The following is a 20,679-nucleotide window of genomic DNA, read 5'->3' as shown; positions in this document are numbered from 1 at the left end:
TTATAGTATGAAATAAATTAATAAGAATTTAATAATCCCATAAAAAGGATGATATATAATTAAATAAATTTTAATAAATGATATGTTTATAGGATTTCCTCCTGTAAACTCAAGTTCGAATCTTGATGGGGTCGCCAACTTTAAATATAAATCATAAAAAGAAGTGATATATAAGGTTATCGTTATCACTTAAACACTCTCTTCTTCTTAATCTTCTTCTTTTATCAAAGATTTAATTAATATGACAAAAACTTCATAAATTATTCATATGCTATTCATAAGAAATAAATAAAATCAAATAAATTTATGATTAGGATTAAAAATTTGCAAATAATTAAAAAACTTTTAAAATATTATTTATTTTTTATATCGATATTTTTTATTGGAAGATTTACTCTTTTTCTATTATATTTTAATCATTTTAAAAATGAAAATGTGAATATATGGCTTACTTTTTTATATGGTATTAAAATGGATATAATGACCACTTCTATTGTATTGGTTATACCTCTTATTCTTTTAACTCTTTTTCCTAAAATTTTTAGTAATTTTATAGATTACTTATTAAAGATTTATTTTCTAATAATGATTTCAGTAACTATTTTTATAGAGATTGCAACATTTCCTTTTATGGCTCAATATGATTCTAGACCAAACTATCTTTTTATTGAGTATTTAGAATATCCCAAAGAAGTATTCTCTATGCTTATTGCAGATTATAAGTTACCATTATTATTTGCATTTGCTGTAATTTTTCTTTTTTCTTATGTCTATTTGAAAAAATGCAAAGATAGCTTTATAGAAATCTTTGATATTAATTTTTTTAAAAGAGCTTTGTTTTTTCTTCCTTTAGCCGTAATTTTATTTATGGGTATTCGATCATCTTTTGGACATAGACCTGCAAATAATTCAGATGCAATGTATTCTTCAAATAGAATATTGAATGAAGTTACAAAAAATTCTATGTATAGCATCGGTTATGCTGTATATTCAATGAGTAAAAATAGTAGCAAAGATATTCAAAAAAGATATGGGAAAATGAATATCAGTGAAGCAATTAGTCGAGTAAAAAAAAGATTAAATATTGAAAATACAGACTCTAAATACATTCTTTCAAGAGAAGAAGAGACTCATTTTAAAACACAAAATACAAAAAATATAGTAATTTTTGTTCAAGAAAGTTTGGGATATCAGTTTGTTAGCTCTGTAGGTGGAGAAAAAGGTATTACTCCAAATTTTAATAACCTTTCAAAAGAAGGAATTCTTTTTAAAGAATTATATTCTAATGGTACAAGAAGTGTGAGAGGCTTGGCAGGGCTTACATCTGGAATTTTTTCCATTCCTGGAAAAGGAGTTGTAAAAAGAAATAAATCTCAAAGGGATTTTTTTACAATTGCATCACTACTTAAACCTTTAGGTTATCATTCTTCTTTTATATATGGAGGAGAAAGTAGATTTGACAATATGAAATCTTGGTATTTAGGTAATAGTTTTGATGAAGTGATTGACGAAGAAAAGTTTATAAGTCCAGAGTTTATAGGAACTTGGGGTGTTAGTGACGGTGATGTTGTTAAAAGAGCTAATGAAGAGTATAAAAAATTATATGCAAAAAAACAAAAATTTGTTTCAGTTATTTTTTCCACATCAAATCACACACCTTTTGATTTTCCCGATGGAAAAATAGAGTTAATAAAAGGTGAAGCAAAAAAGAGTGTTAAAAATGCTATCAAGTATGCAGATTATGCTATTGGTAAATTTATAAATACTGCAAAAAATGAAAAATATTACAAAGATACGATTTTCTTAATAGCTGCGGATCATAATGTAAGAGTTTATGGAGATGATATTGTTCCTGTGGATATGTTTCATATCCCAGGACTTATATTAGGAAAAGATTTGAAACCTTCTGTTTATGACAAATTAACAACACAACCTGATTTATTGGCAACAACTCTTGATTTAGCCGGAATAAAGAGTATATATCCGATTATGGGACATTCTATTTTTAGCGATAAAAAAGTTGATTTGTCGTTAATGCAATTCAATGATAGATATGCTTTAAGGCATGGAAATAAAGTTGCCATAATAAGACCTAATACAAAGCCTTTAACCTTTGAATATATAAATAAACGCCTTCAAAAAACAGAAGATGATATCCAACTTCAAAAAGATTTATTAGCTTTTATTCTTGTATTAAATCATGTTTATGAAAATCGTCTTTTCAGATAATAACTATAAAATATAGAATAATTAGTTCAAAACAAAAGTATCTTTTAATTGTGCCTATTTCCGTAAAACTTAACTTATATTTTAAACTGCTATTTTAGCAGTTTAGCAGGATAAGTAACTTTTTATATTTTTCCTTCATTATTTGCAAGTTTGTCTAAAGTCGTTTCTTTAAACATCTCTTCTATTAAACTTTTTGGTTGAATCCATTGATCATGTAAAGCACATTTATTCAAGCAATCACAATGACCTATGCCTAAAATACATCTCTCTTCTTGAAGTGAATCATTAAATATATCTAATATATCTGATATTTTTATATCTGATGCTGCTTTATTTAGTTCGTATCCACCTTCTCTTCCTCTAATTGATTTAATTAAGCCGGTTCTTACAAGCTCTCCCATGATTTTTGTTAAAAATTTATACGGAATTGATAAATTTTCTGAAAGTTCTTTTGCATTAAGAAGAGATTCTTTCTTTTGATTTGTAATATAACTTAAAATCCTAATTGCATATTGTGAAGTATTGTGTAATTGCATGCAAATCCTTTCATCTATTTACTTTATTATATAGAAGGTATATTTAATTACTACTTAAAGGTAGAATTAAAGAAAATTTGATACTATTTCAATTACTACTTAAAGGTAGAATATAAATAAGGAGTTAAAATGGGTGAGCGTATTACTAAAAATACGGCCAAAAATATCTACTTCGGTGGAGGTCTTTTTGCGATTTTGGTATTTGCAGGACTTACTTTTGATACTGTTAATAAAATTCCAGAACTAAGTCACGAAGAAAAAGTTACCAAGTCAGTTGCTCTTGGAAAAAAAGTATGGGAAAATAACAATTGTGTAGGATGCCATACTATATTAGGTGAGGGTGCTTATTATGCTCCTGAGCTAGGTAATGCATTTAAACGATTGGGTGAAAGTAATGAAAAAGCATTTAAAGCATATTTATCAGGATGGATGGCTGCTCAACCATTAGATATTCCTAATAGAAGAAAAATGCCACAGTTTAATTTAACACCAGAACAAATAAATAGTCTTGCAGATTTTTTAATTTGGACATCAAAGGTTAATACACAAGAGTGGCCACCAAATATTCAAGGATAAGGAAACCGAATGAAATATTCATCACAAATGGTCGCAAAGCCATATTTTATTTTTGCACTAATTCTTCTTGCCGGAGAGATTCTTTTTGGTATTAGCATGGGAATACAATACCTATATGGTGATTTTTTATTCCCAGCTATTCCATTTAATGTACTTCGTATGGTACATGTTAATTTACTTATAGTTCTTTTATTATTTGGATTTATGGGTGCAACTTATTATCTTATACCTGAAGAAAGTGAAAGAGAGTTGTGGAGCCCCTTATTAGCAAAAATTACATTTTGGGTATTTGCAGTAGCAGGTGTACTAACAATATTAGGTTATTTGTTTGTGCCTTATGCAACTTTAGCAGAAATTACATTTAATGAGTTATGGCCAACTATGGGGCGTGAATTTTTAGAACAGCCCACTATTACTAAAATAGGTATTGTTTTTGTTGTTTTATCTTATATCTTAAATGTAACGATGACTGTATTCAAAGGTCGAAGAACGACTATATCGATTATTTTACTAACAGGCTTATTTGGACTAGCATTTTTCTTTCTATTCGCATTTTATGTTCCAGATAATCTTGTTATGGATAAGTTTTTCTGGTGGTTTGTTGTTCATTTATGGGTTGAGGGTACTTGGGAACTTATTATGGGTGCACTTTTAGCATTTGTATTAATTAAAACAACAGGTGTTGACCGAGAACACATAGATAAATGGTTGTATTTAATTATTGCGATGACATTGATTTCTGGATTAGCAGGAACAGGGCATCACTTTTTTTATATTGGAACTCCTGGATATTGGTTATGGATAGGTTCTATTGTTTCAGCTGCTGAACCAATTCCATTTTTTCTAATGATACTTTTTGCTTTTAGCATGACAAAAAATCGTCGTATACAACATAATAATAAAATAGCACTTACTTGGGCTAAAGGTACAGCTATTGTATCATTTTTAGGAGCTGGAGTTTGGGGTTTTATGCATACACTTGCACCTGTAAATTTTTATACACACGGTACACAACTAACAGCAGCACATGGGCATTTATCATTTTTTGGTGCGTATGTTATGATATGTTTTACCTTGATATCTTATTCTATGCCGATTCTTAGAGGTCGTCCACATGGAAATGGACCTAAAGCGCAAAAAGTAGAATTGACAAGTTTCTGGTTGATGGTTATTGGTATGATAGGACTTACCTTGGCTCTAACTGTTGCTGGAATAATGCAAATTGAAATGCAAAGAATCCCTGATTCAGCTCATGCTCTTAGTTTCATGGCTACACAAGCAAAATTATCAGTAGTTTATGGAATTCGTTTATTATTTGGACTAATGGTTTTTGTTGGATTATTGACATATTTTTACAGTTTCTTTGTTAAAGAGGTAAAGGTAGGCAATTAAAGATGGATGAAAAAGTTGGAAAGTTATGGGCTAAATATTTAACAAAAAAAACATCTAGTATTTATGAAGAAGAACAGGTGTTCTTTTCTGAAAGAAGTAGAGCTTTAAAAATATTTTATCACCTCTTAGGAGGTGATAAAGCTAAAAGTATAAATATTACTGACAAAAGATTTATAAAAACTTCACGAACTTTTTTTGAAAAGATTTCAGGAACAGGCAAAACTTTTTTTCTTTCTTGGCAGGATGAAAAAGGGATTTATTTGCCTGCTTCATTAGCTTACTTTCCTTCTAAAAAATATAATGAGATGCATTATTACTGGCTTATTGCAATGTTAAGTAAAATCAATATAAACAGTAATAATATAATAGAAGAAAATATGAAAACGATTAGTTTTCTTGTAGAAAAATATTCTGGATTTAGAGAATTTTATGATTATGCACAAGAGTTTATGATTAAAAATTCTTTGGAATTTTTAAACCATCAATATTTAAGCCCCTTATGGATTTATCCTGCCTTATCAAATAGCAATAAGTTACTTGATTTTGATGATGAAGATGAACCATTAAGAGAAAAAGAAAAGCAAGATGAGACTGAAACATTAAAGATGAAAAAAAAAGCTGAGCAAATTAATGATAAAAAAGAAACAGATGGTCTTTTATTATTTTTGCCTGAATCACTTATGAGTCTTTTGGAACAGGTTAATGTTGATAGACAAGAAAATGATACTTTTGATGAAGATGCTCTTTATAATGCAGAAATATTAGATGAAATAACATTAGGACAAAAAGATGCAAATCTTTCTTCAAGACTTAAAATGGATTTAGATATATCAGCAGAAACTCTTGAAGAATATCCTCTTGGAAAAGGGCATTTTATCGATGAATGGGATTATAAAAAAGAGTGTTATTTGAAAAATTATGTCTGTATAAAACCATTTATTTGGATAAATGTAGAACCCATAAAATTACCACAACGACATGTAAAAATGATGAAAAAAATTCAACATGAATTGGATTTGATGGAACTTGACCGAATCAAAAGAGATAATCTTCCTTATGGTGATGAGATTAATATTGATTCATGGATTGATTATAAAAGTCATAAAAATTGTTCAAATCATTCTCAAAGATTCTTTGAGACTTATGAAAGAAAAACAAGAGATATTTCAACATTGATTTTAGCGGATGTATCCCTTTCAACAGAAGCTGGAATAACACAAGAAATCCGTGTCATAGATATGATTAAAGATGCTTTGATGGTATTCTCAGAATCACTTTACAGACTTCAAGATTGCTTTGCTATTTATACTTTTTCATCTATTAAAAATACAAAAGTCAATTTTCATATTATTAAAAATTTTAAAGAAAAATACACTGATTTAGCACGCGGTCGCATAAATACAATAAAACCGGGTTATTATACTCGTATGGGAGCTGGAATAAGAGAAAGTGCTAAGATTTTGGATAAACAACAATCTAAAAATAAACTATTGCTCATACTTAGCGACGGAAAGCCAAATGATGTGGACAAATATGATGGCCGTTATGGAATAGAAGATACAAAAAAAGCTATAGAAGAGGTAAAGAAAAAAGGAATTATTCCTTTTTGTATTACTATAGATATGGATGCAAAAGAGTATTTGCCTTATCTTTTTGGTCAAAATGCATATGCTGTTATTCGTGATCCTAAAAAACTCCCCAAGGTACTACCAGAAATATATATGAATTTAACAAAAGGAAATTAAAATGTCTAAAAATTATTATTTACAACAATCAAATGAAGTAGAACTATTTAAAACTGCTTCTTCAATGAATTTACCAATTTTAATAAAAGGACCGACGGGATGTGGTAAAACGCGTTTTATTGAGACTATGGGAGAAGAGTTAGGGCTAGATGTTTACACTGTTGTCTGCCACGATGACTTGAGTGCAGCTGATTTGGTTGGGCGTCATCTTATAGATGAAAAAGGTACTTTTTGGCAAGATGGACCACTTACAAAAGCTGTAAGAAATGGTGGTATTTGTTATCTAGATGAGATTATTGAAGCTAGAAAAGACACAACAGTAGTTTTGCATTCATTAGCTGATTACAGACGCACTCTACCTATAGATAGAACGGGAGAAGTTATAGAAGCTCACCCAAACTTTATGTTAGTTGTCTCTTATAATCCTGGTTATCAAAATATATTAAAAGGAATGAAACCTAGTACTAAACAGCGTTTTATCTCACTTAGTTTTGATTATCCAAAAGCTACTTTGGAAAAAGAAATTATAATAAAAGAAAGTAATGTTGATGAAAAAACAGCAGAAAAACTTGTAAATATCGCAGGAGAAATTCGTCAATTAAGTGATAGCGATATCCAAGAATCTGTGTCTACAAGATTACTTATATATGCAGCAAAACTTATAACAAAAGGATTTAATCCTTATGAAGCTTGTATGCATTCGATTGTTGAATCTCTTAGTGATGAAGATGATGTTTTAGAAGTACTTGAAAAACTGATATCTTTACATTTTAAAAAGAGTTGTGATGTTTCAAAATTGTGTAGTTAAAAAAACAATATCCTCCAGAAGATTTTTCTAGTTGGATTATTATTTATTTTGGTTGTTTTAATACTACTTTTATTTTCAACTTTTTTATTAAGATATATTGAACTTATAAATAGCACAATTGTTGTTATTTTAGTTTTAATTACTTTTATTAAAGGGCAATTAATAATAAACTATTTTATAGGTTTAAAATATATTCGATTGAAGTTTCGTATTATACCTACACTTTAGCTTAGTGTAATTTTATTATTAATTGTTATATCTTATTATTTACCAATAAATAAAAATTATTGTGGAATTTTAAAATATTATTCAAAATTAATGAGGTAAAAGGATGATAAACTCTGCTCCATTATGAATATTTTTTGCCTCAATTGTTCCATTAAATTGATTTTTTATAATTATCTTTGACATATAAAGTCCAATTCCTGTAGATGCTTTTTCTTTTTTTGTATTAAAGGGTTTAAATATATCTTCAATTGGATCTATTTTTATTCCACCTGCATTATCACTAATACATAAGATAATATGTTGTTTTGTGTCTTTTAAACTGATTGTAATTGAGGGACCTTTTATTTTATTTAATTTTACGATATCAATACTATTTTGGATAATTGACAAAACAATATGTGCTAAACTATTTGAATTACCAAAGATTTTTATTTTTGAATCAATCTCTTTTTTTAGTTCTACTTGATTTAATTTTAATATAGAATCTACAATCTTCAAAGCTTGTTCGATAGATATAATAGGATTAAAAATTGTATTATCAGTTTTTTTATAAAAATCTTGAAAGTTTGTAATTGTTTTTGACATAAATTGAATAATCTCTTCATTATCAATTGCTTCACGCATAATTTCTTTATCATTTGTCTTTTTTCTGATATACATGCAATTAAAACTTAATTGTGATAGTGGTTGTCTCCATTGGTGAGCAATAATTGCAATCATTTCACCTAAAGCAGCAAATTTCGATTGTTGTTCAAGAATTTTATCATTTAATTTTTCTTTTGAGATATCTTGAATATTGACAACAATTGCAATTTCTTCATTTTCTCCACATGTATCAAAAGAAATTCTTATAGGAAAACTTTCTCCTTTTTTATTTATTGCTTCTACTTCTTGAGTTTTTTTTAAATTTTTTAAATTTAAAATATCATATTTTTCTGGAACTATTTCTGTGAATTTTGCATTATTTAGCATTTCGTTTTTTGTGTATTTAAATATATTTTCTGCTTCTTTGTTAAATGTTTTAATTTTTAATTCACTATCTAATGTAATAATTGCATTTGTACTTGATTCAATAACTGCATTAGAAAATTCTTTTTCTCTTATTAATTCATTTGTACGTTTATTAATTTTTTTGTTAGCTGGCATAAAAATAAATAGTGCTTCACAAAGTAGTGTAATCAAAGTAAGAATTAAAATATATGTTTCGATTTGTTGTATTTTTTTTGTATTTTCTTGTGCTTCTTTTAAATAAATAATTACAGCTTTTTCTAAATCTATTAATAGTTTTTCTGAATTCTTTAAAACATAATTTTGACTTAGTCCATTTCTATTAGTATAAAATCTTTTTGCATGAAAAAGATATCTTTTAACCTTTTCATCTAGATTTGTTTTTTTTCCATAATATATAGAATGTACTTGTTTTGACATTTTTAAAGATGTAAGTTTTTTATGTGCCTTCTCCATCTCTTTTATTATAAGTTTTAATTTGTCAATTTTATAATAAATTGCAAAAAAAGCAATTTCTCTTGTAAAAATTTTTTGATTACCACTCATATTTACAAGTTTTGCATCATTAGATTGAATAGCTAAAAGTTTACTTAAATTAAAAAATGCTAATAAGGATAAAAATGCAATTATAGTTAAAGCTAAAATATATTTTTTTGTGAAACTTAGACTTTCAAACATAAATATCCTAAATATTTTAAAAATATAATGGTATCATAATTTGCTAAAAATTAATTTATGGATTAAAAATGAAAGAAAGATGTGAAATTAAACTAAAAAAATCTACTATTCTTTTAGCAGAGGATGAAGAAAATTTAAGAAATAGTTTTAAAAAAATTTTATTACTTTATGTTAATGAAGTTTATACTGCTTCAGATGGAGAAGAGGCTTTTGAAATTTATAATAGATGTAAACCAGATATTCTTATAACAGATCTTAAAATGCCAAAATTAAATGGGTTAGACTTAATAAAAATTATTAGGAAAGAAAATGAAAATATCCCTATAATCGTTACAAGTGCATATACTGATCAAAGTTTTTTATTAGAATCTATTAAATTGTCTTTAGTAGAATATGCAATAAAACCTATTCGAGAAATTAACTTATCCCAATTACTTGAATCATGTGCAAATATTTTATTAAAAAATTCAAAGACTATTATAAATCTTGGAAATCAGAATTTTTATGATTATGATAATAAAAATTTTATTTCTAAAGGAAATAATATTCTTCTTACAAATAAAGAAATCTCTTTCTTTGAAATACTTTTAGCACATAAAGGTACATTAGTTACTAAATCTGATATTGAAGATAAACTATATATTTATGAAGAAGCTCCCCCAAGTGCCTTGAAAAACCTTGTTTTTAAACTAAGAAAAAAACTAAAAGTAGATGTTATTAAAAGTGTTTCAAAATTAGGTTATATAATAGAATAAAATTAAACTTATGTTTTTTTTATAATTTTTAATTACAGCGACTTAAAAGAAACTCAACTTGTTGTAAACTTTCTTTAAGATTAAATATTAATTTTAAAGGTCAAGTTTTTTTTAATATGATCTTTCATTGATATTTGTCAATATTAAATGTTTCTTGTATGAGTATACTTATGTTATACAAGAAAAAAGGAGAATATTAATATGAGGAAGTCGTGTAATAAACTTTTTTCATTAGTATTAGGTACTGCACTTGTCACTTCTGTTGCATCAGGAGATACTGGTGAATTATCTAAGGTTATGAAAGAAAGAGGTCTCTCAGAAATTGATGTAGTTAGAGCTGCAAAGACTTACAATCCTACTGGAGTAAAAGATAAATATGTTGTGTTTTCATCAGGTGGGCAATCAGGACAAATGATTGTTTATGGTGTACCTTCGATGAGAATACTTAAATATATTGCTGTATTTACGCCTGAACCATGGCAAGGGTATGGTTTTGATAAAGATTCTCTAAAAGTCTTAAGACAAGGAAATATAAGAGGTAAAGAAATTAATTGGGGTGACACTCATCACCCAGCTTTATCAGAAAAAGACGGAAAGTATGATGGACGATGGTTAGTTATTAATGATAAGGCAAATCCAAGAATCGCTGTAATTGATTTAGAAGATTTTGAAACTAAACAAATTGTTGTAAATCCAGTATTTAAATCAGAACATGGTGGATCATTTTTTACTCCAAATTCAGAACATATTTTAGAAGCAGCACAATATGCAGCTCCTTTCGATAATGAATATCATCCTATTGAAGATTATAAAGAAACTTATAGAGGAGGAGTAACTGTTTGGAAATTTAATCCAAAAATTGGAAGAATTCAACCAAAAGATTCATTTACAATAGAAATGCCTCCTTATATGCAAGATTTATCTGATTCTGGAAAAGGGATAAGTGATGGATGGGGATTTACTAATTCATTTAATACTGAAATGTATACAGGGGGAATTGAAGTAGGAATGCCACCAAATGAAGCTGGTATGTCAAGAAATGATACTGACTTTTTACATGTATATAATTGGAGAAAACTTTATGAATTATCAAAAAATCCCAAAAATGTAAAAATTATAAATGATCATAAAGTAATTCCTATGGATATTGCTGTTAAAAATGATGCTTTATTTTTAATTCCTGAACCTAAGTCTCCCCATGGTGTTGATGTTGATCCTACAGGACAATACTTAGTTGTTTGTGGTAAATTAGATACTCATGCATCTGTTTATGACTTCAAAAAAATAAAAAAGTTAATTGATAAAAAAGAGTTCGTAGGTAAAGATCCTTATGGTATTCCAATTTTAGATATGAAAAAATCACTGCATGGTCAAGTAGAATTAGGACTTGGGCCATTACATAATCAATATTCACCTAAAGATGGAGAAATTTATACTTCACTATATGTTGATTCTCAAGTAGTTAAATGGAATTTCAAAGATTTAAAAGTTATTGACAAAGTAAATGTACATTACAATATTGGTCACTTAGCTGGAATGGAAGGCAAAACTGCTGATCCTCAAGGTGATTATATTATTGCATTAAATAAACTTTCAATTGACAGATTTCAAAATGTTGGTCCTCTTCATCCACAAAATCATCAATTAATTGATATCAGTGGTAAAAAGATGGATTTATTAGTAGATATGCCTCTTCCTTTAGGTGAACCTCACCAAGCAGTTGCAATTAGGGCAAGTAAACTTCATCCTCATGTGCGATATGAGATGGGAACAAATACAAAAACAGGAAAACAACATATTGGAAAAACTTTAGCAGGTGAAGAAAGAATTGAGCGAAATGGAAATCATGTAAAAGTTTATGCGACATTGGTTAGATCTCATATTAATCCAGAGAGAATTACTGTTAATAAAGGTGATAAAGTCACAATTTACATGACAAATCTTGAAAGAGCGCAAGATGAAACTCATGGATTCACAGTTGATAATTACAATATTCATGGTTCATTAGAGCCAGGTGAAACTAGTGAGTTAGAATTTGTAGCAGATAAAGAAGGTGTATTCCCATACTATTGTACAGAGTTTTGTTCTGCTTTACATTTAGAAATGATGGGTTATTTATTAGTTAAAGATCCTAATAAAAAATATGAAAGTGCACAAAAGCTCAAAATGAAATCTATGAGTTCTGAAGAATTAAAAGCTGAATATGACAAAACTGTAGCAGTTAATAATGCTACTGATACAGTTATTCAATCAGTAGTTAAATTTTTAAAAGACAATAAATTTCAAGAACACAAAGTTGTCGCTGATTTAGTAACAGATGCCTTTGATCAATATAATCAAATTCCAGAACAAAAGAAAAAAGCAAATGAAGCTCTTAAAAAAGGCGATATAGAAAAAGCTATTTTATATGAAAATATGATTTGGCAATTAATGGTTAAAACAGCAGATGTAGGAATAAGGGCAAAAGATGCATTAGTTAGAAAGATTGCAACAAAACAAAGCTCTGCTGCTATAAGAGGAGAGAATACTTTTGCAGAAGGTGGATGTAATGGGTGTCATGTAATAGGAAAAGTTTCATCAGGTCCTGATTTAACTGGTGTTTTAACAAGACATGAAAATGGTGTGGATTGGGTTAGTAAATTTATTTTATCACCCGAATCAAAATATAAAGAACCATATGTAAAAGCAATGATTGATTATTTTAATTTAAAAATGCCTAATCAACATATGAGTAAAGAAGAAGTAAAAGATATTATTGAATATCTTAAATGGGTTGATGAAAATGCAAATCTTTTCTAAAATCTAAATATAAAAGAGGAAGTTTAATCTTCCTCTTTATTACTATAGTTTTTACAGTATAAATTGTTTCTTTTGTACTGTAAAAATTAAATTTAAGGATGAAAATGTATTCAAGTTTTTTTAAATCAAAAATTTATGCAAGTATAGCATTAGTTATTATGACATTAGCCTTTACCTTTCCAATGATTACTTTTCATGGGACATTAAATAAAATCTATAATAACAAAGTTGGGGAAATTTCTCCCCTTGCAATAAATGTTTGGAATTTTTATAATAAAGGAAGATATAAAAGTACAACAACTCCTGAAGAAGCTCACAATGATTTAAAGATGATGATTAAAACTTCATCAGAAATAGGAGTTGCCTCTTTGCCTATTTGGTCTTGTTCTCTTGAAGCACCTAATTACCCAAAAAAAGCTTTTCCAGAGGGTATTCCCGTTTATTTTCATTTTGATGGATTTTCTGGAGAAGTGCATGAAATGAATACAATAAACCATTATGTAGGTATGGATCCTATGTGGAGAGGTGGAAGAATTGAAAGAGAAATTGGACTATATGCTCTTTTAGGGCTTTCTTTATTTATGATATATTTTATTTTATATAATAAAAAAGTATTAACATACATAATGTATATATCAACTGCCTTACCTTTAATCTTTGTTGCAGAATATTCATATTGGTTATATTGGTTTGGACATAATTTACATGATTGGGGAGCTTTTAAAATTAAGCCTTTTATGCCAACCGTATTTGGTGATGGGAAAATTGCCCAATTTACAACACATTCTTATCCAACGATTGGATTTTATGCTTTGTTGCTAATAGGTTTATTTAGTTTATTAGCTGTACTTTCTAGAAATAGAGCTATAAAAGAAATGGAAGATAAGGTTTAAAAATGTTACGAATTATATTTGTATTATGTTTTATATTTTTTAATTTTTTGTTAGCAAATTTATTACAAGAGACTATTGATAATGCACCTGTAGGTTCTATCTTAAAATTACCAAAAGGTATATATAAAGGTTCTATTATAATAAATAAACCTTTAACTATTATAGGAAAAGAAGATGATGTAATTATCGATGGAGCTGGAAAAGGCACTGTTATTCAAATTAAAAGTCCTTTTGTAACTTTGAAAAATCTTACTATTCAAGGAAGTGGAGATAGACATGAAGGTCTTGATGCAGGAATAAAAATATCAAATTCAAGACAGTCTGAAATATCAAATTGCATTATAAGAGATTCTTTATTTGGTATTGATGTTTCAATGACAAATAATTCAATAATATCAAATAACTATATTACATCAAAAGATTTAGATTTAGGTTTAAGAGGAGATGGTCTTAGACTTTGGTATTCCAATGATAATATCATCACAAAAAATAAAATTGTTAAATCAAGAGATGTGGTCGTTTGGTATTCACATGGGAATGAAATATCAAATAATTTTGGAGAGTATAATAGATACTCTTTACATTTTATGTATGCTGGGAAAAACTTTGTAAAAGATAATATTTATCAGTTTAATTCTGTAGGTATATTTTTTATGTATAGCCAAGATACTATAGCAACAGGCAATATTATAAAAAGTTCATTAGGTAGTACAGGTATGGGTATTGGGCTTAAAGATGTTTCAAATTTTATAATAAAAAACAATACTATTTTATATTGTGCTCAAGGTATATATATAGATAGATCGCCTTTTGAACCAGATACAAATAACTGGATTGAAAATAATAAAATTTTATACAATTCAGAAGCTATTCATTTTCATTCAATTAGTGAAAATAATATCATAAAAGGGAATGCAATCCAAGGAAATATCGAGGATATAATAAATGATAGTAGAGGTTCAAAAACGGATAAAAATGTGATTGTAGGGAATTATTGGGATAACTATGAAGGCTTTGATATAAATAAAGATAATATAGGAGATTCTCCCCATAAAGTTTTTCAATATGCAGATCAACTTTGGTCTTATAATCCAGATGTTAAGTTCTTTTATGGTTCTCCTGTAATTTCTTTATTGAACTTTCTAGCAAAGTTAGCTCCTTTTAGTGAACCCATATTCTTATTGCAAGATAAAGAACCTAAGTTGAAATTTTGAGGATTCAATAATGAAAAATATAGAAAAAGATAGAAGAAATTTTATTAAGTTTTCAACACTTGGAATACTGGGTTTAACTTTTGGTGCTGGAGTAGTGATTAGTCCACATTTATTGCAAGCTGAGATGAGATTAAGACCTCCTGGTGCAGTTACAGAAAAAGAGTTTTTGGCTTTATGTATTAAATGTGGTCAATGTTTGCAAGTTTGTCCATATCACTCTATTAAACTTTCTGATTTAATAAAAGGACATGGAATTGGAACTCCCTATATTGATCCAAGAGAAAGAGGTTGTTATGCATGTAGCGCTGTTCCCTGTGTCCTTGCCTGTCCCAGTGGAGCATTAGATCATAAGGTTGAAAAAGCAGAAGATGCGCAAATGGGAATAGCTGTTTTAGAGTTTCCTAATAAATGCTTAGCATTGAGTAATACTCCTGTACCAAGTGGATTTAGTAAGAGAATCCATGATTTTACTAATAATCAAAATAATATAACTAAACTTGAAAAAGATATGTTAATAAAATTAGATAAGTTCGAAGGTAAACAGTGCACAATATGTGCTGATATGTGTCCTATTTCTAATCCATTGGGTGCAATTTCAATGATAAATAGTGATAATGGAAAAAAACCTGAAGTTTATGAAGGCTGTATTGGGTGTGGAGTATGTGAAGAATTATGCCCTGCAAATGAACCTGCAATTGTAGTAAAACCAAGATTGTCTTATGAAGATTATTATATTAAAGGAATTAAATCATGATAAAAAAAATATTGTTGCTTACAGCTCTTTCTTTTCTGTTTTTAGGTTGTTTTGATAAAGAAGAAGAAAAAGTTACTAAAAATGAAAATGAAAATGTAAAGGCACAAGCTCCTTTAAAAATAGAAATAGAAGAAAATAAAAATATAAAAGAAATAAAAGTTGCACAAAAAGAAAAAACAGGAATGGAAGATAAATCATATTATATGGATTATGATGTAAAAAGTGAATATGAACAAAACTCACAACCTGCGAATAAAGATGCTTCTATTAGAGTAAAACCTAGAAGTATTGTTGATGCAAATATGCATGTAAAAACTCCATATGATGAAGTTAGAATATCAATGCTTGTAAAAAAGCTTAGTAAAGATTTTATTGTTAAGTGTTCCTCTTGTCATAATGATTATGCTAATGGAATAATTGGACCATCATTATTAAATAAAGATTATGATTCTATTTTTAATAGTATTATGAAGTTCAAAAAGAATAAAAATGCAAATGTTCTTATGGCAGAACTTGTAAGCCAAATGGATGAAGATGAGATAAAAAAAATCTCAAAAGAAATTTATAGATTTAATAAAGAAGTTAAGGAATTAAAATGAAAAATATAATTGCAATAATTTCAACGCTTATAATTATTGGTTTGATGATATTTTCATATAAAAATGGAACAGCATTTCAAGGTGGAGAAGCAGGACATATTATTGAAGATATACAAACCTTTCAAGAAAAGATAAAAATTACTCCAGAAAAAGAAAAAGATATTGAACAAGAAAAATTAAAAGCTTTAAAAGAAAAAGCTGGAAACAGTCTTAAGTTTGAAGTTAGTAATGATTATAAAAGTAAATGTTCTTCTTGCCATGGAATTGATGGCTCAGGAATGCAAAATGGCAAAAAACTCATGGGAGCTAATTTAATTGGACAAACAGAAGAAGAGCTATTTCAAAAATTAATTGATTTTAAAACGGGAAGAAAAGATAACCTTGTGATGAAAGGTTTATTAATAAATCTTTCTAAAGAGAATTTAAAAACTTTCGCAAAAGAAATTTCGCAGTTTAAAGCAAAAGAAGAAGCTTTAAGTAAATAATATATTCTTATAGGAAAAAAAATGGATAAATGGAATAATAAAGAGACAATAAATAATTCAACTTTTTTTTCAACTTTTTTTGATAAGACAAAAGAGGGGGAAAGATATTTTTCTTATAGAATGAAAAGATGGATAGTAGTAATTGCTATACACCTACTTTTTTTCTTATCATTTGCAATTGATATACAAACATTAGAAGGAACATTAAATGGTTCAAGGTTTTTAGGATTTCATTTAATAGATCCTTTTACTACAATTCAAATGTATCTAGCAACTTATCATTTACCAATAAATATAATTATTGGAACTACAACAATATTAGTATTTTATATATTTATTGGAGGACGAACATATTGTTCTTGGGTATGCCCATATGGACTTTTAAGCGAGATAAGTGAAAAACTACATAATTATTTAGTAAATAAGAAGTTAATAAAAAGAAGAAGTTTTAATCATAAAATAAGACATGTATTTTGGATTATGTTTATGGTTATGGCTTTTTCAAGTGGATATTTAGTTTTTGAAACTTTTAATGTAGTGGGAATATTAAGTAGGTTTATTACTTATGGATGGAGCTTAGCAATCTCGTGGGTTTTTGTAGTGTTTTTGATTGAAGTTTTTTATTCTCGGCGTGCTTGGTGTACTTATATTTGTCCCATAGGAACAACATATGGGTATATTGGAAAAGTAAGTACTCTTAGAATTCAATGGAATGATAATTGTGACCATTGTATGGTCTGTCATGATGTTTGTTTTGAAAATCAAGTTTTAGATTTAACAAAAGCCAAATATGACAAAGAAAGAAAAGAAAAAGGCATAAAAACTCAATATGTGGCAGGAGCTGACTGTACTCTTTGTGGACGTTGTATTGATGTCTGTCACTCTGATGCATTAAAATTTGATTTTAGATTGAAAGGTTTAATATAAAATGATTAAAATAACAAATTTAACTAAAAAATTTGGTTCACAATTATCCTTAGATAATGTGAATATAGAGTTCAATAAAAAAGATCATATTGCACTAATGGGACCAAATGGAGCAGGAAAAACAACTCTTATACGTTCTATTATGGGATATTATCATCCAAGTTCAGGAGAGGTATTAATTAATGAAAAAAATCCAGTTAAAAATAGAACAGAAATTTTAGATGTAATTTCTTTTGTTCCTCAATTGCCACCTCCAATTAAATTAAATCTTGATGAACTAATTAAATATATACAAATTAGTTCTAATGTAGATAAAGAGTTGATTTTGTATTATGCAAATGAGATGAAACTAGATATAAAAAGCAATTTAAATAAATCATTTTTTAAGTTAAGTGGCGGAATGAAACAAAAAATGCTAATAGCAATTAGTTTAGCAAGAGAAAGTGATATCATAATTTATGATGAACCAACGGCTAACCTTGATCCAAAGGCAAGAGATGATTTTTACAGATTGTTAAAAGATAATGAAAAAGATAAGATTTCTCTTTTTGTAACCCATAGGTTAGAAGAGGTAAAAGAGATTGTAAATAGGCAAATTTATATGGATTTAGGGAGAATTACTTCCGATGATAAGATAAAGGAATTGTTATGAAAAAAAGTATTTTTAATTTTATTGCATTGATTACTTTAGTGATGGTATTTACTGCTTGTGAAAAAAGAGTTTCTGAAGAAGCACATGATATTCATTGGGATAGGGATGTATGTGATAGATGTAAGATGGTAATAAGTGGAAGAAAACATGCGGTGCAAGTTATAAATCCTGAAAATGGGGATATGTATAAATTTGATGATATAGGTTGTGCTATTTTATGGTTCAAAGAAAATAATATTACATGGAAAGATAGTGCAAAAATTTGGACAATTGATGTTAATACTGGTAAATGGATAAATGCAAAAAAATCATATTATGATACTGTTCATAAAACACCAATGGGGTATGGTTTTTCTGCTAATGATAAAAAAGAATCAATTACTGATGAAACTTCAGAAAAAATTGATTTTGCTGAAATGTCTAAAAGAGTTATAGAAAGAGGTAGATAATGAAAAATTTAGCTTTAATAGCTTATCTTGATTTAAAAGAATCTCTTAGAGCAAAGTGGTTTATTGTTTATACTTTGGTTTTTGGGGGAATGATAGCATTATTTTTTATTGCAGGAGTAACTCAATCACAAGTTATGGGGTTCAGTGGCTTAAGTAGACTTCTTCTTATGTACATACAAATAACAATTGTAATATTGCCTATTTTTATTCTTATTACTACTGTTCGCTCAATTTCAGGAGATAGAGATACTCATATTTTGGAATATATGCTTTCTTTCCCTATCTCTTTAAAACAGTATTATTGGGGGAAAATTATTGGAAGATTTGTAACTGTATTCTTGCCTGTATTTTTTGCTATGATAATTGCAATTGTTTATGGGATGAGTATTGGAGCTTCTATTCCTTGGGATATTTTTTTCTTATACACAGGATTACTTTTCTCTCTTTCTTCAGCATTTCTTGGAATTGCTTTTTTTATCTCTTCTTTTGTTAAAACAAGTGAAGTTGCATTAGGAATTTCATTTTTTGTTTGGATATTCTTATTAGCTTTTATTGATATAGCACTTATATCATTGATGATGCAAAATAGGTTTGAAGAGGGGTTTATAATTGCAATTGCGCTTTTAAATCCTATGGAAATCTTTAGAGTGGCTGCTATCTCTTTATTTGATCCAGAACTTACAGTCATGGGTCCTGTCGCATATTATATTTTGGATACATTTGCACAAAAAATATTTGTTTTATTTTCTATATTATACCCTTTATTTTTGGGTTTAGTATTTGCTTTTTTAGGTTTTGTAATTTTTACAAAAAAAGATTTAGTTTAAAGGAATTTCTATGTTTAGTAAATTGTTATTTGTTTGTTTGTTTAATTGTATGATTATGACATATACACTTAATGCAAGTGAAAATGCTATGAATTTTAATAAAGAGACAAAAGGATTAGTAAGAAAAATGTTGGTTTACAAAAATCCAAGTTGGGTTAGTAAAATTATAACAAATGAGTCGAAAGAATTTTATTTTGTAAGTCCAAAGTCAATGTTTGACTTTTATTTTGACTCTGAAAAATGGTCAGCTGCTAATATAAAAGATAAAAATCAAATAAAAGAGCTTGTTGTTACAAATTATGCTAATCTTAGACCTATAGATGCAAAAAAAGCATATTATGTTTATGGTGCTAATAAAATATCTTCTGCGGGAGATGATTTACCTGCTTTTGAACTTTATTCCCAAGCCCAAAAATTTGCAAAAGAAAATAATGGGAAAAGAATTTTAAAATTTAATGAAATAACAAAAGGATTAATTGAATTGCTTAATGGTGATATATAAATTCATAAATAAAAGCTACAAAGTAACTTAAAACTATGTAGCTTACTCCCTTAAATAAATTTGTATCTTTTATTCCTTCTCCTAACAAAAATAATTAAATTAACTTGATCGTAATCAACAATAAAAATAAAAAAAGAAGATAGAATTATTAAATGATTTATTTAATTTTTAAACTAATTCACATCTTTTCTGTACTTATATACGCAGGTTTTTTATTTACTGATAATTTGATTCTAATGAGAATGCAAAAAGTCTTGTCAAAAGATAAATATGATGAAGTTAGAGGCTATTTTAAAGCTTTTACAAAAGTTCTTGTTCCTAAAGCACTTGTTTTTGCAGTTATTAGTGGGATATATTTATTATATATAAATTTTGGAGTAATAGAAGATTCTGGACTTTCTAACTTTCAAATTCTACTTTTAATAAAGTCTATTTTGGGTCTTTGGCTTGGTTTAAGAGGCATTCTTCAAGTTTTTTTTGGTATTCAACCTTTTGTTTTCAAAGGTCATACTTTACCCTTTGTTTTGGTAATAACTATAGTTTTATTATCTCAAATAATGTGGTATGTATAAAATTTTATTCTTTTGTCTTCTCCTACTCAATTGGGAAATATACTTAAGTTA

Annotated in this window: 20 protein-coding genes; 18 read left to right on the top strand and 2 right to left on the bottom strand. The window is 27.7% G+C overall.

The features are described from left to right. Window positions 1-585: 585 nt before the first annotated feature. Window positions 586-2,229, top strand: a complete 1,644-nt coding sequence (locus tag CRU95_RS12040; RefSeq protein WP_258238706.1) for an LTA synthase family protein — start codon at window positions 586-588, stop codon at window positions 2,227-2,229. 122 nt (window positions 2,230-2,351) lie between these two features. On the opposite strand, the gene CRU95_RS12035 is transcribed toward CRU95_RS12040, so the two are convergent. Further along, the gene (locus CRU95_RS12035; protein ID WP_129101362.1) at window positions 2,352-2,765 is read right to left on the bottom strand and encodes an Rrf2 family transcriptional regulator; all 414 of its coding nucleotides are present in this window, start codon (window positions 2,763-2,765) and stop codon (window positions 2,352-2,354) included. Between the two features lie 129 nt (window positions 2,766-2,894). Between CRU95_RS12035 and CRU95_RS12030 the strand changes: the two genes are divergently transcribed. From CRU95_RS12030 to CRU95_RS12015, 4 genes are read left to right on the top strand one after another with little or no spacing between them, the layout of a single operon-like run. Further along, complete coding sequence (locus CRU95_RS12030; protein WP_129101361.1) at window positions 2,895-3,341, top strand: cytochrome c; 447 nt, start codon at window positions 2,895-2,897, stop codon at window positions 3,339-3,341. A 9-nt stretch (window positions 3,342-3,350) separates the two neighbouring features. Beyond that, entirely contained in the window at window positions 3,351-4,733 is a 1,383-nt protein-coding gene (locus CRU95_RS12025) for a cbb3-type cytochrome c oxidase subunit I (RefSeq protein ID WP_129101360.1), read from the top strand. Between the two features lie 2 nt (window positions 4,734-4,735). Continuing rightward, entirely contained in the window at window positions 4,736-6,478 is a 1,743-nt protein-coding gene (locus CRU95_RS12020; protein ID WP_129101359.1) for a nitric oxide reductase activation protein NorD, read from the top strand. Between the two features lies 1 nt (window position 6,479). Then, window positions 6,480-7,286 (top strand): CbbQ/NirQ/NorQ/GpvN family protein, encoded by an 807-nt coding sequence (locus tag CRU95_RS12015; RefSeq protein WP_129101358.1) that lies wholly within the window; start codon window positions 6,480-6,482, stop codon window positions 7,284-7,286. Between the two features lie 315 nt (window positions 7,287-7,601). Here the strand turns inward: CRU95_RS12015 and CRU95_RS12010 are convergent, their stop codons facing one another. Beyond that, window positions 7,602-9,200, bottom strand: a complete 1,599-nt coding sequence (locus CRU95_RS12010; protein WP_129101357.1) for an ATP-binding protein — start codon at window positions 9,198-9,200, stop codon at window positions 7,602-7,604. Between the two features lie 68 nt (window positions 9,201-9,268). On the opposite strand from CRU95_RS12010, the gene CRU95_RS12005 reads away from it, so the two are divergent. The 13 genes from CRU95_RS12005 (at window position 9,269) to CRU95_RS11945 (ending at window position 20,628) form a co-directional block, all read left to right on the top strand. Next, complete coding sequence (locus CRU95_RS12005; RefSeq protein WP_129101356.1) at window positions 9,269-9,955, top strand: response regulator transcription factor; 687 nt, start codon at window positions 9,269-9,271, stop codon at window positions 9,953-9,955. A 201-nt stretch (window positions 9,956-10,156) separates the two neighbouring features. Beyond that, on the top strand, window positions 10,157-12,754 hold the full coding sequence (nosZ, locus tag CRU95_RS12000; RefSeq protein ID WP_129101355.1) for a Sec-dependent nitrous-oxide reductase: 2,598 nt from the start codon (window positions 10,157-10,159) through the stop codon (window positions 12,752-12,754). A 104-nt stretch (window positions 12,755-12,858) separates the two neighbouring features. Beyond that, window positions 12,859-13,647 (top strand): cytochrome C, encoded by a 789-nt coding sequence (locus CRU95_RS11995; RefSeq protein ID WP_129101354.1) that lies wholly within the window; start codon window positions 12,859-12,861, stop codon window positions 13,645-13,647. A 2-nt stretch (window positions 13,648-13,649) separates the two neighbouring features. Continuing rightward, window positions 13,650-14,861, top strand: coding sequence for a nitrous oxide reductase family maturation protein NosD (locus CRU95_RS11990; RefSeq protein ID WP_129101353.1), 1,212 nt, complete (start codon window positions 13,650-13,652; stop codon window positions 14,859-14,861). Window positions 14,862-14,871: 10 nt separating this feature from the next. Then, window positions 14,872-15,615, top strand: a complete 744-nt coding sequence (locus CRU95_RS11985; RefSeq protein WP_129101352.1) for a 4Fe-4S dicluster domain-containing protein — start codon at window positions 14,872-14,874, stop codon at window positions 15,613-15,615. Continuing rightward, complete coding sequence (locus CRU95_RS11980; protein ID WP_129101351.1) at window positions 15,612-16,214, top strand: hypothetical protein; 603 nt, start codon at window positions 15,612-15,614, stop codon at window positions 16,212-16,214. Before CRU95_RS11985 ends, CRU95_RS11980 begins: the two co-directional genes overlap by 4 nt. After that, window positions 16,211-16,699 (top strand): hypothetical protein, encoded by a 489-nt coding sequence (locus tag CRU95_RS11975; protein WP_129101350.1) that lies wholly within the window; start codon window positions 16,211-16,213, stop codon window positions 16,697-16,699. Before CRU95_RS11980 ends, CRU95_RS11975 begins: the two co-directional genes overlap by 4 nt. A 21-nt stretch (window positions 16,700-16,720) precedes the next feature. Then, window positions 16,721-17,626, top strand: coding sequence for a NapH/MauN family ferredoxin-type protein (locus tag CRU95_RS11970; protein ID WP_129101349.1), 906 nt, complete (start codon window positions 16,721-16,723; stop codon window positions 17,624-17,626). A gap of 1 nt (window position 17,627) precedes the next feature. Next, window positions 17,628-18,278, top strand: a complete 651-nt coding sequence (locus tag CRU95_RS11965) for an ABC transporter ATP-binding protein (protein ID WP_129101348.1) — start codon at window positions 17,628-17,630, stop codon at window positions 18,276-18,278. Beyond that, the gene (locus tag CRU95_RS11960) at window positions 18,275-18,727 is read left to right on the top strand and encodes a hypothetical protein (protein WP_129101347.1); all 453 of its coding nucleotides are present in this window, start codon (window positions 18,275-18,277) and stop codon (window positions 18,725-18,727) included. Before CRU95_RS11965 ends, CRU95_RS11960 begins: the two co-directional genes overlap by 4 nt. Continuing rightward, on the top strand, window positions 18,727-19,554 hold the full coding sequence (locus CRU95_RS11955) for an ABC transporter permease (protein WP_129101346.1): 828 nt from the start codon (window positions 18,727-18,729) through the stop codon (window positions 19,552-19,554). Before CRU95_RS11960 ends, CRU95_RS11955 begins: the two co-directional genes overlap by 1 nt. Before the next feature lie 10 nt (window positions 19,555-19,564). Continuing rightward, complete coding sequence (locus tag CRU95_RS11950; protein WP_258238705.1) at window positions 19,565-20,056, top strand: nitrous oxide reductase accessory protein NosL; 492 nt, start codon at window positions 19,565-19,567, stop codon at window positions 20,054-20,056. A gap of 152 nt (window positions 20,057-20,208) precedes the next feature. Next, a complete protein-coding gene (locus tag CRU95_RS11945) occupies window positions 20,209-20,628 on the top strand; it encodes a hypothetical protein (RefSeq protein ID WP_129101345.1) in 420 nt (139 codons plus the stop codon). The last annotated feature ends 51 nt before the right edge of the window (window positions 20,629-20,679 follow it).

The organism is Arcobacter sp. F2176 (genome assembly GCF_004116465.1).
Taxonomy (GTDB): domain Bacteria; phylum Campylobacterota; class Campylobacteria; order Campylobacterales; family Arcobacteraceae; genus Arcobacter; species Arcobacter siniprincipis.
This window is presented reverse-complemented; position numbering and strand designations above follow the sequence as displayed.